The sequence below is a fragment of the Burkholderiales bacterium genome, from assembly GCA_013695435.1.
Classification (GTDB): Bacteria; Pseudomonadota; Gammaproteobacteria; order Burkholderiales; family JACMKV01; genus JACMKV01.
Window position 1 is genome coordinate 1 of the sequence record JACDAM010000050.1, and the last position, 17,820, is coordinate 17,820.

Sequence of the window (17,820 nt, forward strand, 5' to 3'; positions counted from 1 at the left end):
AAAGCCAACGCGGTCTATTAAAAATGGCCAGCGGCAAGGAAATCCGCACCAAGATACGCAGCGTCCAGAACACGCAAAAGATTACGCGCGCCATGGAAATGGTCGCCGCGAGCAAAATGCGTAAAGCGCAAGAGCGCATGCGTGCGGCGCGGCCATATGGCGACAAGATTCGCAATGTCGCCGCCCACATGAGTTTCGCCAACCCCGAATACCGGCATCCGTTTCTGGTCAAGCGGGCGGAAATCAAGCGCGTCGGCATTATCGTCGTGACTTCCGATAAAGGTTTGTGCGGCGGCCTGAATACCAACGTGCTGCGCCTGGCTTTGAGCAAAATGAAGGAGTGGCAGGCGCAGAACATAGACATCGATGTCTGTGCGATCGGCAACAAGGGTTTAGGCTTCATGCAGCGCCTGCGCGCGAAAGTCGTGTCGCAGGTCACCCATCTTGGCGACCGTCCCGAACTCGACAAATTGATCGGCACAGTCAAGCTGATGCTCGACAAGTATTCGGCCGGTGAAATCGACGCGCTTTACATTTTCTACACCGGCTTCATCAACACCATGAAGCAGGAACCGAACATGGAGCAACTGCTGCCTTTGTCCGGTGAACGTCTCGCCGAAAATCGGAAGGACGATGCGGGCACGAAGGGGGCCGGCGAAATTCGCAGCGGCTGGGATTACATTTACGAGCCGGAAGCGCGCACCGTGATCGACGACGTGTTATTGCGCTATGTCGAGGCGCTGATTTATCAGGCTGTAGCCGAAAATATGGCTTCCGAGCAAAGCGCGCGCATGGTCGCGATGAAAGCGGCCTCCGACAATGCGGGTAACGTCATCGATGAATTGAAGCTGATCTATAACAAGACCCGTCAGGCCGCCATCACCAAAGAACTCGCCGAGATCGTTGCCGGCGCGGCAGCGGTCTAGGGCATTCGATTTTCGCCAGCGCATCAAAGGACGACCTGCGGCGGCGTCCGGACTTACCCGATCACGCGCCTCGCCTCGTCTAAAACTTTTTGAACAGGTAGAAACCGAAATGGATCAAGCAAAAGATCAAGTCAAGAGCAAAGGAAAAATCGTCCAAGTAATCGGCGCGGTGGTCGATGTCGATTTTCCGCGCGAAGGCATGCCGAAGGTTTACGACGCCCTGCACATGCCGGATCGCAACCTGACGCTCGAAGTCCAGCAGCAACTGGGCGACGGCGTGGTGCGCACGATCGCCATGGGCTCAACCGATGGCTTGCGCCGCGGCATGGAAGTGACCGGCACCGGCGCGCCTATCATGGTGCCCGTCGGCCCGGGGACTCTGGGGCGCATCATGAACGTCCTCGGCCAACCGATCGATGATGCCGGCCCGGTGCAGGCCGAGAAGACGATGTCGATACACCGTAAAGCGCCAGATTTCGACGAGCTTGCCGCGAGCCAGGATTTGCTCGAAACCGGCATCAAGGTTATCGATCTGATCTGCCCGTTTGCCAAAGGCGGCAAGATCGGCCTGTTCGGCGGCGCCGGCGTCGGCAAAACCGTAAACATGCTGGAGCTGATCCGCAACATCGCGATCGAGCATTCCGGCTTTTCGGTGTTCGCTGGCGTCGGCGAACGCACGCGCGAGGGAAATGATTTTTATCACGAGATGAAGGATTCCAACGTTCTCGACAAGGTCGCGCTGGTTTTCGGCCAGATGAACGAGCCGCCCGGCAACCGTCTGCGCGTGGGCTTAACCGGGTTGACCATGGCCGAATATTTCCGCGACGAAGGCCGCGACGTGCTGCTGTTCATCGACAACATTTATCGCTATACCCTGGCCGGTACCGAAGTCTCGGCGCTGCTCGGTCGTATGCCGTCCGCGGTCGGCTATCAACCGACCCTGGCGGAAGAAATGGGCCGTTTGCAGGAGCGCATCACCTCGACCAAGAAAGGCTCGATCACCTCGATCCAGGCGGTTTACGTTCCGGCCGACGATCTGACCGATCCGTCGCCGGCGACTACGTTCGCTCACCTGGATGCAACCGTCGTGTTATCGCGGCAAGTCGCCGAGCTCGGCATTTATCCGGCTGTCGATCCGCTCGATTCGACATCCCGCCAGCTAGACCCGCTCGTTGTAGGCGAGGAGCATTACAACGTCGCGCGCTCGGTTCAAAGCACTCTGCAGCGCTATAAGGAATTGCGCGACATCATCGCGATTCTGGGAATGGACGAACTCTCCCCGGAAGACAAACTTGCCGTCGCGCGCGCGCGCAAAATCCAGCGCTTCCTGTCGCAGCCGTTCTTCGTCGCCGAAGTATTCACTGGAAGTCCGGGCAAATACGTTTCGCTGAAGGATACGTTGGCCGGGTTCAAAGGCATTGTGAACGGCGATTACGACAGCTTGCCGGAACAGGCTTTCTACATGGTTGGCACCATCGACGAAGCGGTCGAAAAAGCCAAGAGCCTGCATTAGGGGCCCTCACAGGAGCGAGTCGAATGGCTGCTACCATGCATGTGGATATCGTCAGCGCCGAGGAGTCGATTTACTCCGGCACGGCGGAATTTCTCGTTGCCCCGGCGGAAATGGGCGAAGTGGGTATCTATCCTCGCCATGCGCCGATGATGACGCGCATCCGTCCCGGCGCTGTCCGCGTCAAGAAGCCGGACGAGGCTGAAGAAGAACTGGTTTACGTTTCAGGCGGTTTGCTCGAAGTGCAGCCCGACGTGATCACGATACTGGCCGATACGGCAGTTCGCGGTGCGGACCTCGACGAAGTCAAGGCGCTCGAAGCCAAGCAGAAAGCCGAATCAGCGATGAAGGATCAGGCGTCGAAGCTCGATTTTGCGCGCGCCCAGGCCGAACTCGCTGAAGCGGTCGCGCAACTCGCCGCGATACGCAAATTGCGCAAGACGCGTTGATCGCGCGATACGGGACCAAGTCCTCCGTTTACGCTGCGCTTGTCGAACAAAGCCTACCCAATGAGTTGTCGATAATCCTTCGACAGCGCAGGGCGAATGGGCGTGAATCAGAGCTTCCCTGGCTTCAAAACGTCGTACGCAGCGGCTCAGACCGTCTTATTGTCAGACCACAGCGCTGTCTTCTGAAAATCGATTAATTGCTTGATGCCCGTCTCAGCCAGCGCGAGCATGCTGTCGAGCGCGGCGCGATCGAACGGCGATCCTTCCGCCGTTCCCTGTACTTCGACGAAGCCGCCGCTTCCTGTCATCACGATGTTCATGTCGGTGTCGCAAGCGGAATCTTCTGAATAATCCAGATCCAGCACCGGCTGGTTGCGATACATGCCTACCGACACCGCTGCGATGTGGTCCGAAATCGGCGAAGCCGCGAGTGTGGTTTCGCTCAGTAGAAAACCGATCGCGTCGTGAAGTGCGACAAAAGCGCCGGTGATCGCTGCGGTGCGGGTTCCGCCATCGGCCTGAATGACGTCGCAATCGATCTGGATCGTGCGTTCGCCGATCTGGTTCAAATCGATAATCGAACGCAGGCTGCGCCCGATCAGACGCTGGATTTCCTGGGTGCGGCCGCTTTGCCTGCCCTTGGCCGCCTCGCGCTCCATGCGGCTGCCGGTGGCGCGCGGCAGCATTCCGTATTCGGACGTCAGCCAGCCCTGCCCCTTTCCTTTTAAAAACGGCGGGACCTTGTCGAGCACGCTGGCCGTGCAGATCACCCTGGTATCGCCGAATTCGACCAGCACAGAGCCTTCGGCGTGTCGTGTGTAATGGCGCGTGATTTTGACTTCACGCAGTTCGCCGGGTTGGCGACCGCTCGGTCTCATTGCCGCCCTAGCCCGAATATTTCTTGATCGCTGAATGAATTTCGGCGATCGCACGCTCGATCTCTTCGTCGCTGATGTCGGGTGCTGCGCCGCCTAGGCTGCCGGCCCCGGTATCGCCGAACTGCGTTGTCACGCTGTCCAGTGGCATGCCCGCGGTCGATACGGTATCCGGATCGCCCGCAGCTTTCTGATCCCCCCAATGCATGCCCACCAAGGTCAGGTTGTCGCCATTGGCGCCGCCCCGGAACTCGGCCTGCTCCATCAGCTGACGCGAAGCTTCGATCAGCGGCGACAGCGACATCGTCAACGTCATTTCATCGTCGGACAGCGGCCCCCACAAGCCGTCGCTGCATAACAACAGAGTATCGCCGCGCCGCAAGCCGACTTTTTTGGAAAGCTCGATTTCCGGCGGGTACATACCGCCCAGGCAATTGTAGATTTTGTTGCGATCCGGATGCACGCTTGCGTCTTCCGCGGTAATCGCCTGGGTATCGAGCAATTGCTGGACGCGCGAGTGGTCGCGTGTTTTGGTCAGCAGCGAGGTATTGCGGAAAAAATAAAGCCGGGAATCGCCGGCGTGCGCCCAGTGCGCCGCGCCGTCCTGCACAATGCATGCGACGCAAGTCGTTCGCGGCGTTTCGAGCAAGCCGTGCTTGAGCGCAAAATCGTGAATCGCGTAGTGCGAATCGCTCAGGCTCTCATACAGGAAAGCCGGGCAGTCTTTGAGGCGCGGCGCAGCCTGTCGCTGGAACGAATCGGTCAGGCGCCTGATGGCAATCTGCGCCGCGATTTCGCCGTGCAGGTAGCCGCCCAGGCCATCGGCGACGACCATCAGCAGCGCGTCATGACTGTATGAGTAAGCCATACGGTCCTGATTGGTTTTGCGGCTGCCGATACGGCTGTTCTGGAAGATCGTGAATTTCATGGCCTGCGGCTGCCGATTTTTTCGATCGCGAAACGCATATTGCCGAAAAAGGTTCGTTTGACCGGCGTCAGTTTGCGGCTCAACAACGCCTTTTGCAGCGAGAACACGCTTTGCGGCCGGTCGGTGTGCTCGAGTTGCAGACACCAATCGACGATCTCGAGCAATCCATCGGAAAATCGCCCGCCCCAGAGCTTTTTCGCCGATTCGAGCTTGTCGATCTTCATGCGACCATCGGCCGCCTGTGGCGCATGGCCGGCGAGGCAGGAAAACATGCTGGCGCCGACGCTGTAGATGTCGCTCCATGGTCCGAGCAGATCGTGATTGCGATATTGTTCGGGCGGCGCGAAGCCCGGCGTGTACATCGGCTTTAAGCGCTTGTCATCGACGATCAGGGTTTGGCGAACCGCGCCGAAATCCAGCAACAACGGCGATTTATCGAGGCGGATATAGATGTTCGCGGGCTTGATATCGAGGTGCAGCAAGCGGTGCGTGTGAACCTCGCGCAAGCCATTCAGCAGGTGGCCAAAAATATGCCGGATAAAGTTCTCGCTGATTGCATGCTTATACGTCTGGATTTGCTCCTGCAAAGTCCGCCCGCGCTCGTACTGCATAACCAGATAGACGGTTTCATTGGCGCGAAAAAAATTCAGCACGCGAACCACGTTCGGGTGAACGATGCGCGCCAGCGCACGGCCTTCCTCGAAAAAACAACGCATGCCGTGGCGGAATAACGCGATGTTGTCGGCCGATGTCGCGTGTATGACATCGCCTTGCTCGCGCAAGGCCAGACCGCTCGGCAGATATTCCTTGATTGCGACCGTCACGCCGCTCTCATCCCGGGCCCGATAGACGAGGCTGAACCCGCCACGGCTCAGCAGTCGATCGATACGATAATTCAGTAATTGATAGCCGCTTTGAAGGGGATAATTCGGCGCCGAGCCCATGCGTTATGTTATCTTGTGGCCTGCCCGTCATTGTCGGCGTGTGTCTATCCTCTGTAAAGGCGGCGCGCACTCTTCCTGAATTCTTCAAAACTTATGCAGGTTTTCTGTCGCCCGGATTTAGGTCATGCCGGATAGCGCGCGTTCCGGTGTTTACAGCATGACAGGCTATGCGGCGGCCGGCAGTGAGCTGCCGGGCGGTGCGCTCGCCATCGATTTGCGCGCCGTGAATCACCGCTATCTCGATATCCAGTTCCGCATGCCGGATGAACTGCGCCAGTTTGAACCGGCGTTGCGCGAAGCAATCGCGAGCCGTTTGCAGCGCGGCAAGGTCGACTGCCGGATCAGTTTGACCGCACCGGCGAGCGCAACGTCGGCGGAGCCCAGGCTGAATCGCGAGTTGTTGCAGCAACTCATCGCGCTGCAGCGCGATGTGCGCACCGTCAGCGCTGCAGCGCGCGAACTGAGCGTCGGCGAAATACTGCGATGGCCGGGCGTGATGGCGACTGATACGCTGACGCTCGAAGCGCTGCGTGAAAGTTGCCTCGCCTTGCTTCGTAAAGTGCTCGATGAGTTCGAAGCAGCGCGCAGGCGCGAGGGCGACAAGCTGACAGCGATGCTGCTCGACCGCGTCTCGCGCATGGAACATCGCGCGGCCGAGGTCGCGCCGCGCTTTCCGCAAATGATCGCTGCGTATCAGGACAAGCTGGCCAACCGCGTGCGCGAAGCCGCTCTTGCCGTCGATGACGATCGCATACGGCAGGAACTGGTGATGTTCATCGCCAAGATCGATGTCGATGAAGAGTTGACCCGGCTCGGCGCGCACCTGGCCGAGATCCGGCGCATCCTCGAACGCGGCGGCGCGGTCGGCAAGCGGCTCGATTTCCTGATGCAGGAACTGAACCGCGAAGCCAACACCCTGGGGTCGAAGTCGATCGACGTGGAAGTCTCAAAAATTTCGATGGACCTGAAGCTGCTGATCGAGCAGATGCGCGAGCAGATCCAGAACCTGGAATAAGGAGGAGCGTGGCGAGTCTTTTCATCGTCAGCGCACCTTCCGGCGCCGGCAAAACCAGCGTAGTCCGCGCAGCTCTTAGCGCCGAGCCGGCAATCCGGCATTCCGTCTCTTGTACGACAAGGCCGCCGCGCCCCGGCGAAGTGTCCGGCAGCGATTATTTTTTTGTCTCGGAGTCGGAATTCGAGTGCATGGCGGCAGCCGGCGAGTTCCTCGAGGAGGCTATGGTTCATGGCAATCGATACGGCACGCCGCGCGACCAGATCGAGCGCTCGGTAGCCGCAGGGCGCGATATTGTGCTCGAAATCGATTGGCAGGGCGCAGCCGCAATCCGGCGTCTGGTGCCGTCCGCGGTCAGCGTTTTCATCCTGCCGCCATCGCTGGCAGCGCTTGCCGAGCGCTTGCAATTGCGTCGCCAGGATGACGCCGGGGTCATCGCGCTGCGGCTTGCCGTCGCCCGCGACGAGATCGCGCACGTGTCTGATTTTGATTATGTTATTATGAATGACGAGTTTGAGCGCGCGGTCCAGGATGTGCTCGCGATTATCCGCGCGGAACGTTTGAAACGCGCTCCGCAATTATCACGCTACGCCGGGTTGCTGAAGAAATTGCAGTCAGGCTAGCCAACCGACAAGGAAACCATGGCGCGCATCACCGTTGACGACTGTTTGCACCATATCCCGAATCGCTTCGAGTTGACGCTGGCGGCGACTTTTCGCGCGCGTCAGATTGCGACCGGCGCGACACCGATGGTGGAAATCAACAAGGACAAGCCGACGGTGGTTGCGCTGCGCGAAATCGCGCTCGGCAAGGTCGGCGTCGAGATTTTGAACAAAGGTCAGGCCTGATCCGGCAGTAACCTGGGTCACCAGCAACGTTCCCAAAACTTGAAAGTCTTATCCTCGATTCCAGACTTGACGCGCCTATCACCCCATGCGCCAACATGGGCGCGCTCTTGCCTTCGTAGCACGTCGCGCGGGTAACTGCCGACCGGAGTGAACCGTGTCCGAAGCGGTGCTGCTGTTCAAGGAGCTGTCCGGCTATTTGAAGCCCGAGGACGTAGCACAGCTTGAAACCGCCTACCAGTTCAGCGAATCCGCGCACGAAGGACAATTCCGCCGCACCGGCGATCCGTACATCTCGCACCCGCTGGCAGTCGCCAAAATCCTCGCGCAGTGGCATCTCGATGCGCAAGCGCTGGCAGCCGCATTGCTGCACGATGTCGTTGAAGACACGACTGTCACCAAGGAACAGATTTCCGCCAAGTTCGGCAAGCGCGTCGCCGAACTCGTGGATGGCGTCAGCAAGCTCGACAAGATAGAGTTCCAGAGCGCCGAAGACGCGCAGGCGGAAAACTTTCGCAAGATGCTGCTGGCCATGGCGCGCGATGTTCGCGTGATCCTGATCAAGCTCGCCGATCGCCTGCACAATATGCGCACGTTGACCGCGATGCAGCCGGAAAAGCAGCGCCGCATCGCTCGCGAAACGCTGGAAATCTACGCGCCGATCGCCAATCGGCTCGGCCTGAACGCTGTGTATCAGGAGCTCGAAGAACTCGGCTTTTGTCACATGCACCCGCTGCGCGCGCGTGTGCTGACAAAAGCGGTCAAGGCGGCGCGCGGCAACCGGCGCGAGGTCGTCGGTAAAATCCAGAAAGCGGTCAAGAAAAAGCTGCGCGACGCCGGCATCGAGGCGGTCGTCACCGGCCGCGAAAAATACGTGCACAGCATTTACCGCAAGATGCTCGAAAAAACCTTGAGCTTTGCCAAGGTGCTCGACATCTACGGCTTCCGCATCATCGTCAACGATGCGGCTTCGTGTTATCTGGCGCTCGGCGCGCTGCACAACCTTTACAAACCGATTCCGGGGAAATTCAAGGACTATATCGCGATCCCGAAAGCCAACGGCTATCAGTCGTTGCATACCACGCTGTTCGGGCCGTTTGGCGCGCCGCTCGAATTCCAGATCCGCACGGCCGATATGCACAAGGTAGCCGAGGCCGGCGTCGCTTCGCACTGGTTATACAAAACCGACGCAAGCCTGAATCAGTTGCAGCAGAAGACGCACCAATGGCTGCAGAATCTACTTGAAATCCAGTCCGAGAGCGGCGATTCGACCGAATTCCTCGAACATGTCAAAGTCGATCTATTCCCCGACGAGGTTTACGTGTTCACGCCGAAGGGCACGATCAAGGCGATGCCTCGCGGCGCGACCGCGGTCGATTTCGCCTATGCCGTGCACACCGATATCGGCAATCATTGCGTCGCCGTCAAAATCAATGACGAACTGGTGCCGCTGCGCAGCGAACTGCGCAACGGCGATCGCGTGGAAATCATTACTGCGTCCAACGCGAACCCCAATCCGGCGTGGCTCAATTACGTGGTGACCGGGCGCGCTCGCTCGCACATCCGACACTTCCTGAAAACCGTGCAATATGACGAATCGGCGCAGCTCGGGGAACGCCTGTTGAATCAGGCGCTGATACCGCTGCAGTCGAGCGCCGCCGGCATCGCTTCGATTTCGTGGGACAAGCTGTTGCGCGATTGCGGCGTCAAATCGCGCGAGGAAATTTTCGCCGATATCGGGCTCGGCAAGCGACTCGCGGCGCTCGTCGCGCGCCAGCTGCTTTCGTTGAGCGAGGCGGCGCCCGCCGAAAACCGCTTCCCCGGGGCTATGCTGATTCGCGGCTCGGAAGGCATGGCCGTGCAATTCGCAAGGTGTTGCAGGCCGATTCCCGGTGATCCAATTCTAGGCTCGATCAAGAAAGGCCAGGGCATGATCATCCATACCCACGACTGCCCGGTCATCGCCAAATCGCGCGGCGATCCGGATAAATGGCTGGACGTCGAATGGGATGACGAGACGCACAAGTTGTTCGACGTCAGCATCAGGCTGGTGGTCGCGAATCAGCAAGGCGTATTGGCGCGCGTCGCCGGCGCGATCGCCGAAGCCGGCTCCAATATTCACAACGTCGGCATGGAAGATGGCGAAATGACCGCCTATACCACGATGAACTTCACACTACAGGTTCGCAACAGGATGCATCTGGCGCAGCTCATGCGCAGCTTGCGGCGGATTCAGGAGGTCGTGCGGATTACGCGGGCGAAAGGCTGACATCCGAGCAAACGGCGAATAACCGGTCAACAGCAAGGGCTTTCACCGTTGCTGTTTACCAGTCAACGACTGCAGATGCCGAAGCCGTCCTGCCAGCCTTGAGCGAATTGCGGATCCGATTTGAAGCGCGCTTCGTCACGCGTGCCGCGCCTGTTTTTGGCCGCATTGCAGCCATCGGCGTAGCCATCGCGGAATGCAGGCGGGTAACCGGACAGATTGACACCGGGCGCTTTGGCGGTCGCCGGTTTGGCCGGCGTCGTCGGCGCGCGCTGGGTTGCCGCGCAGGCCGTCAGCGTTGTCAGCGCGGCAACCGCCAGTAGATTCTTCAGTGTTCGGTCCATGTTCTCTTGATTCAATCAAGCGCGACCATCGCGTCGTTGACCAGCTTTACCCGGTCACCGATATCGAATGGAGGCTTCAGCCTATGATAGAGGACTTCAGTGGTGCCGTTGTTCATACGCACCAGAACTGCGTATCGGCTTGGCAGTTTTGTATCGTCCACGCGAGCAGGCAGAGGCTCGCCCGGCGCGCTTTTAGCGATTCGGACAGGCATTACTCCGTCCAGATTGCCCGGCTGCTGGACGGCTTCGACCACACCGCATTCCGCACACGTCGCCAGAGATTGGGCGTAGGCGCTGGATGCTTTTTCATCCGGCGAACTGTCGGGCGAGTACTGCAGAATCTCGACAATGCCGACGATACTGAGCGCGACGAACGAAAATGCGCCGAGTACGAGTAGTGGGTACAGGTAACCTTCCCGGGTGTCCATACAAATGAATGAGCATGTGAAATTAAATTGATTGACGTCCTCCCTGCAAGGAGTATGCCCAAACAGAACATCGCTGCTATTCATGCTGTTACAAGAGACTCGCAGCACCTGTACGTCCCGATGATGTGGGGGTTTGGCGACAGCCCTGGCGCGAATCGTCAGACCGAGGTTCCAACAGGCCTAAACTTTTGCTGCTTTGAAGCTGGCCGGTTCGAGTTGGTGCCTTTGCAGCAGCTTGTAAAATTCGGTGCGATTGCGTTTCGCCAACCGTGATGCCTGGCTGACATTGCCGGCGGTAATCTTCAGAAGCTGGGCGAGATAATCGCGCTCGAAGCGTTTGCGCGCCTCGTCGAACGAAGAAAACTCCTCGGTTTGCCTGCTGATCGCGCTTTGCATCAAGCTCGCGGGAACGATGGACGTGGTATTCAAGGCGACCGTTTGCTCCACGACGTTGTAGAGTTGGCGGATGTTGCCCGGCCACGATGCAGTCAACAGCATCTCGAGGGCCTCCGGCGCAAAGCCATTGATTTCCTTTTTATAGCGCGCGGCGAGCGTCATCAGAAAATGCGAGGCGAGGAGCGGAATGTCCTCGCGGCGTTCGGCCAGCGGCGGCAGCGCGAATGAGATCACGTTCAACCGATACGACAGATCCTCGCGAAACCGGCCGCCGGCTATTTGCTCGTCGAGGTCGCGATGCGTTGCGGAAATGACGCGGACATCGACAGCCACAGTCTGCGTCGAACCGACCGGCCGCACTTCGCGTTCCTGCAGCACGCGCAGCAGTTTGACTTGCAGCGGCAACGGCATATCACCGATTTCGTCGAGAAACAGCGTGCCGCCGCCCGCTGCCTGAAACAGGCCTTTGTAATCGCGCGACGCTCCCGTGAACGAGCCTTTGACGTGACCGAACAGTTCCGATTCGAGCAGCGGCTCGGGGATGGCGCCGCAGTTGATCGCGACGAATTCGCGCGAACGGCGCGGGCTTGCATTGTGTATGGCTTTCGCCAGCAATTCCTTGCCGGTGCCGCTTTCGCCGAAAATGAAAACGCTGGCGTCGCTTTCGGCGACCAGCCTGGCTTTGGCCAGAATATCCTCGACGACCGGGCTGCGCGTAATGATCTCGCGGCGCCAGTCCAGCCTTTCGCCGCTGTCCGCCGACTCGTTCGAGCCGCCGCTCAAGCTCAACGCCTGCGCGACTTGCTGCAGCAAGGCCTTGCCGTCGAACGGCTTGGTCAGATAGCCGAACACGCCGCGCCGGGTCGCGGCGACCGCATCCGGAATCGAGCCGTGCGCAGTCAGCACGATGACCGGCAGCACGGGATTGGTCTTGTGGACAGCGTCGAACAGCGCCATGCCGTCCATGCCGCCCATGCGCAAATCGGTGATCAAAAGCTGCGGGCGGATCTGCGTCAAATGGGCCAGTGCTCTCTCGCCGCTGTCGGCTGCACTGACTTCGTAGCCGGCCGAGTTCAGCCGGATCGACAGCAGCTTCAGTAAATCGGGGTCGTCGTCGACGATCAATATTCTGGGCTTTGCGTTCATCGGGTCTTGAGTGAATTGCCGCTTTCGCGTTCGATCAGATTTTTTTCCAGGGTTTTCAAGGCTTCGAGCTTTTGTTCGAGCGCGCGGTTGCGTTCGGCTTCGTCCAGCAAGGCATCCTTGAGCACACGCATCTCTTCCTCGGCCTCGTGCTGGGCGGCGAGCAGGATGCTGATCACATAGGCGATCGGGCGCAGCCGGGAGCGCGGCGATTTCTCTTTCAGGATCGGATCGATCAGCGATTGCGCGCGCTCTCCATCGTGGAATGTCGAATCGGGAACGCTGAGCAGCATCGCGAGCTGCAGCCGCACGTACTCGCTTCTGTCGTGGTTCCAGGTTCGCTTCAGCAGTTCGTATTCCTGCAGCCGCTCAGGGCTGGTCAGCTTCTGCACCTCTTCGAAATATGTCAGCAGCTTGTCGATTCCACTGAGCGCGCGCTCGTTCGTTGTCTCCATGGAACCCGGCGCGGGACCTGCCGCAACGTCAATTTTCACCGGCGCGTTTTCAGCCGGCTGAGGAGCCGCCTTCGCCGAAAGCACTATCGGAGTATGCACACTTCCCTTGCGCACGCCGGTTGCGGCCACCCAGGCGCTGAATTCGGTCGAGCCCGATGCCGCCGACGCGGACGCCGCGGCTGCAAACGCCGCCAATAGCGCACATCGGCCGACCAGCACGCTTACGCGCGTCATGCCGGCTCCGCATGATTGGCTGGCAAGGTGATGCGAAAGTGCGCGCCGCGCGTGATCGGATCGATGAGCTTGATCGTACCGTAATGCGCCATCACGTATTCGCGGACGATAGAGAGCCCGAGACCGGTGCCTTTCACATACCCTCCCTGTTTCGCGGCGCCCTGGTAGAACGCGTCGAAAATCTTGTCCTTGTCATCGGGTGCGATACCCGGGCCGCAATCGATCACTTCCAGCACGATCTCGCTATCGTGGCGGCGCGCGCGTATGCGAATGGTTTCGCGCTGCGGCGAAAACTTGACCGCGTTCGACAGCAGATTTGCGATAACGATCTTGATTTTCTCCGGATCGCCGTCGAGAATGATTTCCGGACAGGCGATGTCGAGTTTGATGCCTTTGGCGCGCACCGTCAGCATCTGTTCCGACGCGACCTGCTCGATCAGCGGCTTGATTCTGACCGGCTGCCAGTGCAGATCGGATTTCTGAAACTGCACAGCCTGGTAATTCAGCATGCCCTCGATGACCCGCTGCAGTGCGATGCCGTTATGGCGCAGGATTTCGACGACCTCGCGCTGCTGCCGGCTGAGTTTGCCGACCAAGCCTTCGGACAAGAGTTCGGTGCCTTCGCGCACGGCAGTCAGCGGCGTTTTCAGTTCGTGCGAAACATTGCGCAGGAATTTGCTTTTTTGCTCTTCGAGCTCGATCAGGCGCAGCCGCATCCAGTCCAGCCGTTTGCCGAGATATTCGAGATCCTGCGGACCATTGACGACGATCTGCTGGCCGAATTCGCCATCGCCCAGGCGCCGGATCGCGCTGTCGATCTGCACGATAGGCCTTGAAATCAGGATGGAAAAGCCGATCACGAGAAATAGCGCGACGGGAATCATCGCCAGCAATTGCCAGAAGATAATGTAGCGCGCCTTGACCGCGATCTTCTGCATGGCGTCGACTTCGCGGTCGATCAGATCGCGGCTGCGGGCCTCCAGCGCCTGCGCCAGATTGGACAGCGGCACGAACGCCTCGACAGCGCGCTTCAGTTGCTCGGGTTCACTGCGGTTTTCCGTCAGCGTTGCGTAGATCTTGCGTTCGCGCTGGCGAATCTGGTCGAGTTCGCTCATTTGCGCCAGGTCGAACGGCAGGCTGGCAAATTCGGCTGCGGTGTTCCTGAACTTCTCGCGCACCGTCAAATAGGCGTCGAATAAGGTCTGATCGCCGAGAATTACGAACTGGCGCGCATTGCGCTCCATCGTCACGATCAGTTCGATCAGGGTGCGGCTGTTGTGCGTCGCCTGGACCGCCTGATAAACAGCTTCCTGGCTCTTGTCCGCCAGGCGGTCCACGGTGATCGCGTTATTGATCAATGCCGCGAAAAGCGGCAATACGACCAGCGAAAAGCCGATAAAAATCAGCTTTAGAAAGGATTTCGGATAGTAGAACCGCATGATGAGAGCAGAGCGGAATGAAACGACGCCGGCTAACGTCAGGTTGGCAGGACTAGATTACTATCAAAACCGCGCGCAGGACAATGCGCGTTGCCCGGCGCTTCAATCGCCGGGTTCTTCTGTCCGGGTCAGTTCACGCGGATCTATCTGGATCGGCTCAAGCCGATGTGCGATTTCGCGCTGTTTCCACCCGGACAGAACGTTCTCGCGGAGCATGCGCGCATAGTCGCAAGGTCGGTCGATATCCCACAGCGGCGTCGTTTCGTGCCAGCGCCAGCCTAGCGACTGCAGGCGGTTTCGGGTCTGCGCCAGCACGGTTTCAGTGCTCCAGGCGATGCGCTCGAACACGACAGACGAAAAGCGGGTAAGCCCGAGGAGTACGTAGCCGCCATCCTCGGCGGGTGTCATCACCGCGTCGTGCCCTGTTTTCAGCAGCGCCGCGGCTTCGCGCAGATGGAGCGCCGTCAGCGCCGGGCAATCGCAGCCGATCGCGATTGCCCGATCGGTGCAGCGCAAAGCCGCCGCGAAGGCGTGCGCCATTCGATCGCCGAGACTGCCGGGGATCTGGCTGCGCAAAGCGCAGCGCTGGCTGTATCGCTGGAAAAAAGGATGCAAATGCGACGGTGCACACCACAGTTGAACTGCGTTCGGCGCTGCTGCCAGGGCGGTGGCCAGGGTATGGTCGAGCAGGCTTTCGTGCAAGGCCGCCGCTGTTTCCGCCCCCAGAGCCGGAATCAGGCGCGTCTTGACTCGCCCGGGAACCGCAGCCTTGGCAAATACCAGAATGCGGCAATCGGTGTCCCCGCCGTCGATGCGGTCAACGATGCTGCTGGCCGGCATAAATCTTCGCGAGGAGATGCGGGCTGGCGCCGCAACGGTAAGCGAGGCGCAAACGCCACATCAGCAAAATCGTGCGCATGGCGCCGTTTTTTTCCCAGCGCCGACTCGAACTCTCGACCCGCTCACGCAGGCAACGCGGCCGGGCAAGACGTTTCAATCGTTTGCTGAGCGCCAGATCTTCCATCAAAGCGATTTCAGGGAAGCCACCGGCCGCGTCGAACAACGAGCGGCTGACGAATATCGCCTGATCGCCGGTTGCAATACCGGACAGGCGCGAGCGCCAGTTCATCATGAACGCGACCACGCGCAATGTTCTGGCGGAGCCGGATAGACGAATGTCGAAGCGCCCCCAGCACTGGTCCGCGGCATCGCTGCAATGCTTCAGAATCAAGCGATCGGCGCTCTCCGGCAAACGCGTATCGGCGTGCAGGAACAACAGCATCGAATGGCGCGCGATCGCGGCGCCGGCATTCATCTGCCGCGCGCGCCCGTTGCCGGTACGAACGATATGATCAGACCATGGACGGGCTACACCCAATGTCGCATCCGCGCTGCCGCCATCGACAACGATCACTTCGTGGCCGCGCGCGCGCAGGATTTGCAGCGAACGCAGAGTTGCGGCGATCTCCCCGGCCTCGTTCAGCGTCGGAATGATGATCGACAGCATGACGGACGCGCACCGTCAAACCTTCACGATTTCAGCGCGCCGCCGCAGCTGCTGCCCTGACCTGCCGTGCAGCCGTAGCAGTGATCCTTGACGACGATCGCATTGTTGCTTAGATCGACATCGACAAGATCAGTCAAACGCAGGCGGGATTTGCCATCGTGCTGCAAAGGCAGGCCGAGCATCTGATTGAAATCGCAGTCGTAAACGTACCCCTGCCAATCGACGCTGATCAGCGAACGGCACATGACGCCATCCAGATTCCCGGCGCGGTACGAAGAGCGCAGCAAATTCATGTAGCCGCCGAACTGCCCTTTCGATACAAGCGTGCTGCCGAAACGCGCGATCGGCATGTTGGCGAGCGTATAGAGCTGGTTGAATTCGACGCCCCACGCCTCGCGCAGGCGCACGCGGTAATCGGCTTCGAGCGCGACTTGATCGGGCGGCAGCGTAGCCCCCTGCGGATTGAAAACGAGATTCAGCACGAGGCTGGACTCCGGCTGCGCATAGCCAAGCCCATTCAAGCGCCGCAATGCGCGTATGCTCGCGGCGAACACGCCGTTGCCGCGTTGCCGGTCGACGTTTTCCGCCGCATAACACGGCAGCGAAGCCGCAACTTCGACATTGTGCCCGGCGAGGAACGCGGCGAGATCTTCGCGGCCCGGCTCTTCGAGTATGGTCAGATTGCAGCGATCGATAACGCGAACGCCGAGATCGCGCGCGGCGCGCACGAGATCGCGAAAATGCGGATTCAATTCGGGCGCGCCGCCGGTGATATCGAGCGTGCCCACCCGCGCCGCGCGCAGATAAGCGATGACATCGTCCAGCGTTTCGCGGCTCATCTCCTCGGTGCGCGTGGGGCCGGCATTGACGTGGCAATGCAGGCAAGACTGATTGCAGCGGTAACCGAGATTGACTTGCAGGGTTTCGGTTTTTCGACGGCGGATCGGCGGAAAGTCGCTGGCTTCCAGCAAAGGGAGAGTGGCGTGCATGGATAAGTGTAAACAGCTTAACGGATATCGCTGAAAAAGCGTTGCGCCGGCAGGCGCGCCAGCGGCAAGCGCAGTTCGAAGCACAGCATGATTAAGAATACGCGGCCGAAACTTTTCCAGATGCCCATGCGCAAAAACTTGCGCGCGTCGGTCACAACAAAGCTGTCGAGCAATACCGGACGCGTCGCCTGCACCAGCTTCTGGCTGAACAGCACATCCTCGAGTATGGGCTGCGCCGGAAAGCCGCCGAGCGCCTCGAACATTGCGCGGCGCACAAACATGGCTTGATCGCCATAAATGATCCGTGTCCAGCGGCAGCGCAGATTGTGCAAACGGGAAATCAGGCGCAGACGCCAGTCGTTGCCGGAAAAGCGCTGCCCGAAACAGCCGGCGTGGTGATTGGCATCCAGCCCCTGTATCGTCGCCAAAGCATGATCCGGAAGCAGGGTATCGGCGTGCAAAAACAGCAACCATGTGCCCTTTGCCATCGCCGCGCCTGCGTTCATTTGTAGCGCGCGCCCTTTGGGTGCGACCAGCAAACGCACGCGAGGTTCGCGCATTGCCAGCTCACGCGTGTCGTCGCTGCTACCGCCGTCTACGACGATGACTTCGAAATCGTCGCTTTGCGCGAACAGGCGCGCGAGCGTCGCCGGCAACGCGCAGCTTTCGTTGTACACCGGAATGATGACCGAAATCACGTCAATATCACGCGCGGCGGCGCCAGAAAAGCGGGCAGGCCGATGCGCGACTGCTCGATGTATTCGGCGATCTCGGCATTGAAATCGCCGAACAGCTCGCTGCAGGCACGCAGAACCGCATCGCTCAAATCGCAATAGCCGGCGCACGCGGCGCCCAATCCGGCGCGCTCAGCGTCCGATGCAATCAGGCGCTGCAGGGAGCGCACACCGAATTCGTGATGCGCATCTTCCTGGCGCAGCAGGATGCGGCGCAGCGGCGCAAAGCGCTTCCCGTGTTTGCTCAGACCGATGTCGAGCTTGCCCAGGACAACTGCGCCCAGGCCCTCGAACACGACCTGCATGCCGACCAGCGAACGCGTGAATTCGCGTTCAGCGAGATCGGTTCCGATGCGCTCGGCATAACGTCGCAGCGCGCGCTTCACAGCCGCCGGC

General features: G+C 59.8%; 20 protein-coding genes. 7 read left to right on the forward strand and 13 right to left on the reverse strand.

Features of this window, described 5'->3' with window-relative positions:
- Nucleotides 1-23: 23 nt before the first annotated feature.
- The 3 genes from atpG (at nucleotide 24) to H0V78_02775 (ending at nucleotide 2,885) form a co-directional block, all read left to right on the forward strand.
- Nucleotides 24-926 carry a F0F1 ATP synthase subunit gamma gene (atpG, locus tag H0V78_02765; GenBank protein MBA2350730.1) on the forward strand — a complete coding sequence of 301 codons (903 nt, stop codon included), beginning with the start codon at nucleotides 24-26 and terminating at the stop codon, nucleotides 924-926.
- A gap of 109 nt (nucleotides 927-1,035) precedes the next feature.
- A complete protein-coding gene (gene atpD / locus H0V78_02770) occupies nucleotides 1,036-2,439 on the forward strand; it encodes a F0F1 ATP synthase subunit beta (GenBank protein ID MBA2350731.1) in 1,404 nt (467 codons plus the stop codon).
- A 23-nt stretch (nucleotides 2,440-2,462) separates the two neighbouring features.
- On the forward strand, nucleotides 2,463-2,885 hold the full coding sequence (locus H0V78_02775; protein MBA2350732.1) for a F0F1 ATP synthase subunit epsilon: 423 nt from the start codon (nucleotides 2,463-2,465) through the stop codon (nucleotides 2,883-2,885).
- Nucleotides 2,886-3,031: 146 nt separating this feature from the next.
- Here the strand turns inward: H0V78_02775 and rph are convergent, their stop codons facing one another.
- Genes rph through H0V78_02790 form a run of 3 tightly spaced genes read right to left on the reverse strand, consistent with a single transcriptional unit; the run spans nucleotide 3,032 to nucleotide 5,632 of the window.
- Complete coding sequence (rph, locus tag H0V78_02780; protein ID MBA2350733.1) at nucleotides 3,032-3,763, reverse strand: ribonuclease PH; 732 nt, start codon at nucleotides 3,761-3,763, stop codon at nucleotides 3,032-3,034.
- Between the two features lie 7 nt (nucleotides 3,764-3,770).
- The gene (locus tag H0V78_02785; GenBank protein MBA2350734.1) at nucleotides 3,771-4,688 is read right to left on the reverse strand and encodes a serine/threonine-protein phosphatase; all 918 of its coding nucleotides are present in this window, start codon (nucleotides 4,686-4,688) and stop codon (nucleotides 3,771-3,773) included.
- Entirely contained in the window at nucleotides 4,685-5,632 is a 948-nt protein-coding gene (locus tag H0V78_02790) for a serine/threonine protein kinase (GenBank protein MBA2350735.1), read from the reverse strand. The genes H0V78_02785 and H0V78_02790 overlap by 4 nt, the downstream gene beginning before the upstream one ends.
- Nucleotides 5,633-5,756: 124 nt before the next feature.
- Here H0V78_02790 and H0V78_02795 point away from each other — a divergent pair, with 124 nt between their 5' ends.
- From H0V78_02795 to H0V78_02810, 4 genes are all read left to right on the forward strand, one after another.
- Entirely contained in the window at nucleotides 5,757-6,647 is an 891-nt protein-coding gene (locus H0V78_02795; protein MBA2350736.1) for a YicC family protein, read from the forward strand.
- Nucleotides 6,644-7,267: a guanylate kinase gene (gene gmk / locus H0V78_02800; protein ID MBA2350737.1), complete on the forward strand. Its 624-nt coding sequence runs from the start codon at nucleotides 6,644-6,646 to the stop codon at nucleotides 7,265-7,267. Before H0V78_02795 ends, gmk begins: the two co-directional genes overlap by 4 nt.
- An 18-nt stretch (nucleotides 7,268-7,285) precedes the next feature.
- Complete coding sequence (locus H0V78_02805; protein ID MBA2350738.1) at nucleotides 7,286-7,492, forward strand: DNA-directed RNA polymerase subunit omega; 207 nt, start codon at nucleotides 7,286-7,288, stop codon at nucleotides 7,490-7,492.
- 154 nt (nucleotides 7,493-7,646) lie between these two features.
- Entirely contained in the window at nucleotides 7,647-9,758 is a 2,112-nt protein-coding gene (locus H0V78_02810; GenBank protein MBA2350739.1) for a bifunctional (p)ppGpp synthetase/guanosine-3',5'-bis(diphosphate) 3'-pyrophosphohydrolase, read from the forward strand.
- 62 nt (nucleotides 9,759-9,820) lie between these two features.
- Here H0V78_02810 and H0V78_02815 read toward each other — a convergent pair whose 3' ends face one another.
- The 10 genes from H0V78_02815 to H0V78_02860 form a co-directional block, all read right to left on the reverse strand.
- Complete coding sequence (locus H0V78_02815) at nucleotides 9,821-10,099, reverse strand: hypothetical protein (GenBank protein ID MBA2350740.1); 279 nt, start codon at nucleotides 10,097-10,099, stop codon at nucleotides 9,821-9,823.
- Between the two features lie 11 nt (nucleotides 10,100-10,110).
- Nucleotides 10,111-10,611 carry a hypothetical protein gene (locus H0V78_02820; GenBank protein ID MBA2350741.1) on the reverse strand — a complete coding sequence of 167 codons (501 nt, stop codon included), beginning with the start codon at nucleotides 10,609-10,611 and terminating at the stop codon, nucleotides 10,111-10,113.
- A gap of 96 nt (nucleotides 10,612-10,707) precedes the next feature.
- Nucleotides 10,708-12,069, reverse strand: coding sequence for a sigma 54-interacting transcriptional regulator (locus H0V78_02825; protein MBA2350742.1), 1,362 nt, complete (start codon nucleotides 12,067-12,069; stop codon nucleotides 10,708-10,710).
- On the reverse strand, nucleotides 12,066-12,755 hold the full coding sequence (locus H0V78_02830) for a hypothetical protein (protein ID MBA2350743.1): 690 nt from the start codon (nucleotides 12,753-12,755) through the stop codon (nucleotides 12,066-12,068). Before H0V78_02830 ends, H0V78_02825 begins: the two co-directional genes overlap by 4 nt.
- On the reverse strand, nucleotides 12,752-14,194 hold the full coding sequence (locus tag H0V78_02835) for a histidine kinase (protein MBA2350744.1): 1,443 nt from the start codon (nucleotides 14,192-14,194) through the stop codon (nucleotides 12,752-12,754). The genes H0V78_02830 and H0V78_02835 overlap by 4 nt, the downstream gene beginning before the upstream one ends.
- 102 nt (nucleotides 14,195-14,296) lie before the next feature.
- Nucleotides 14,297-15,034: a TIGR04282 family arsenosugar biosynthesis glycosyltransferase gene (locus H0V78_02840; GenBank protein ID MBA2350745.1), complete on the reverse strand. Its 738-nt coding sequence runs from the start codon at nucleotides 15,032-15,034 to the stop codon at nucleotides 14,297-14,299.
- Entirely contained in the window at nucleotides 15,012-15,701 is a 690-nt protein-coding gene (locus tag H0V78_02845; protein MBA2350746.1) for a TIGR04283 family arsenosugar biosynthesis glycosyltransferase, read from the reverse strand. Before H0V78_02845 ends, H0V78_02840 begins: the two co-directional genes overlap by 23 nt.
- A 23-nt stretch (nucleotides 15,702-15,724) precedes the next feature.
- Nucleotides 15,725-16,690 (reverse strand): arsenosugar biosynthesis radical SAM protein ArsS, encoded by a 966-nt coding sequence (gene arsS / locus H0V78_02850; protein ID MBA2350747.1) that lies wholly within the window; start codon nucleotides 16,688-16,690, stop codon nucleotides 15,725-15,727.
- A 17-nt stretch (nucleotides 16,691-16,707) separates the two neighbouring features.
- On the reverse strand, nucleotides 16,708-17,388 hold the full coding sequence (locus H0V78_02855; protein ID MBA2350748.1) for a TIGR04283 family arsenosugar biosynthesis glycosyltransferase: 681 nt from the start codon (nucleotides 17,386-17,388) through the stop codon (nucleotides 16,708-16,710).
- On the reverse strand, nucleotides 17,385-17,810 hold the full coding sequence (locus tag H0V78_02860; protein ID MBA2350749.1) for a hypothetical protein: 426 nt from the start codon (nucleotides 17,808-17,810) through the stop codon (nucleotides 17,385-17,387). Before H0V78_02860 ends, H0V78_02855 begins: the two co-directional genes overlap by 4 nt.
- Nucleotides 17,811-17,820 lie beyond the last annotated feature (10 nt).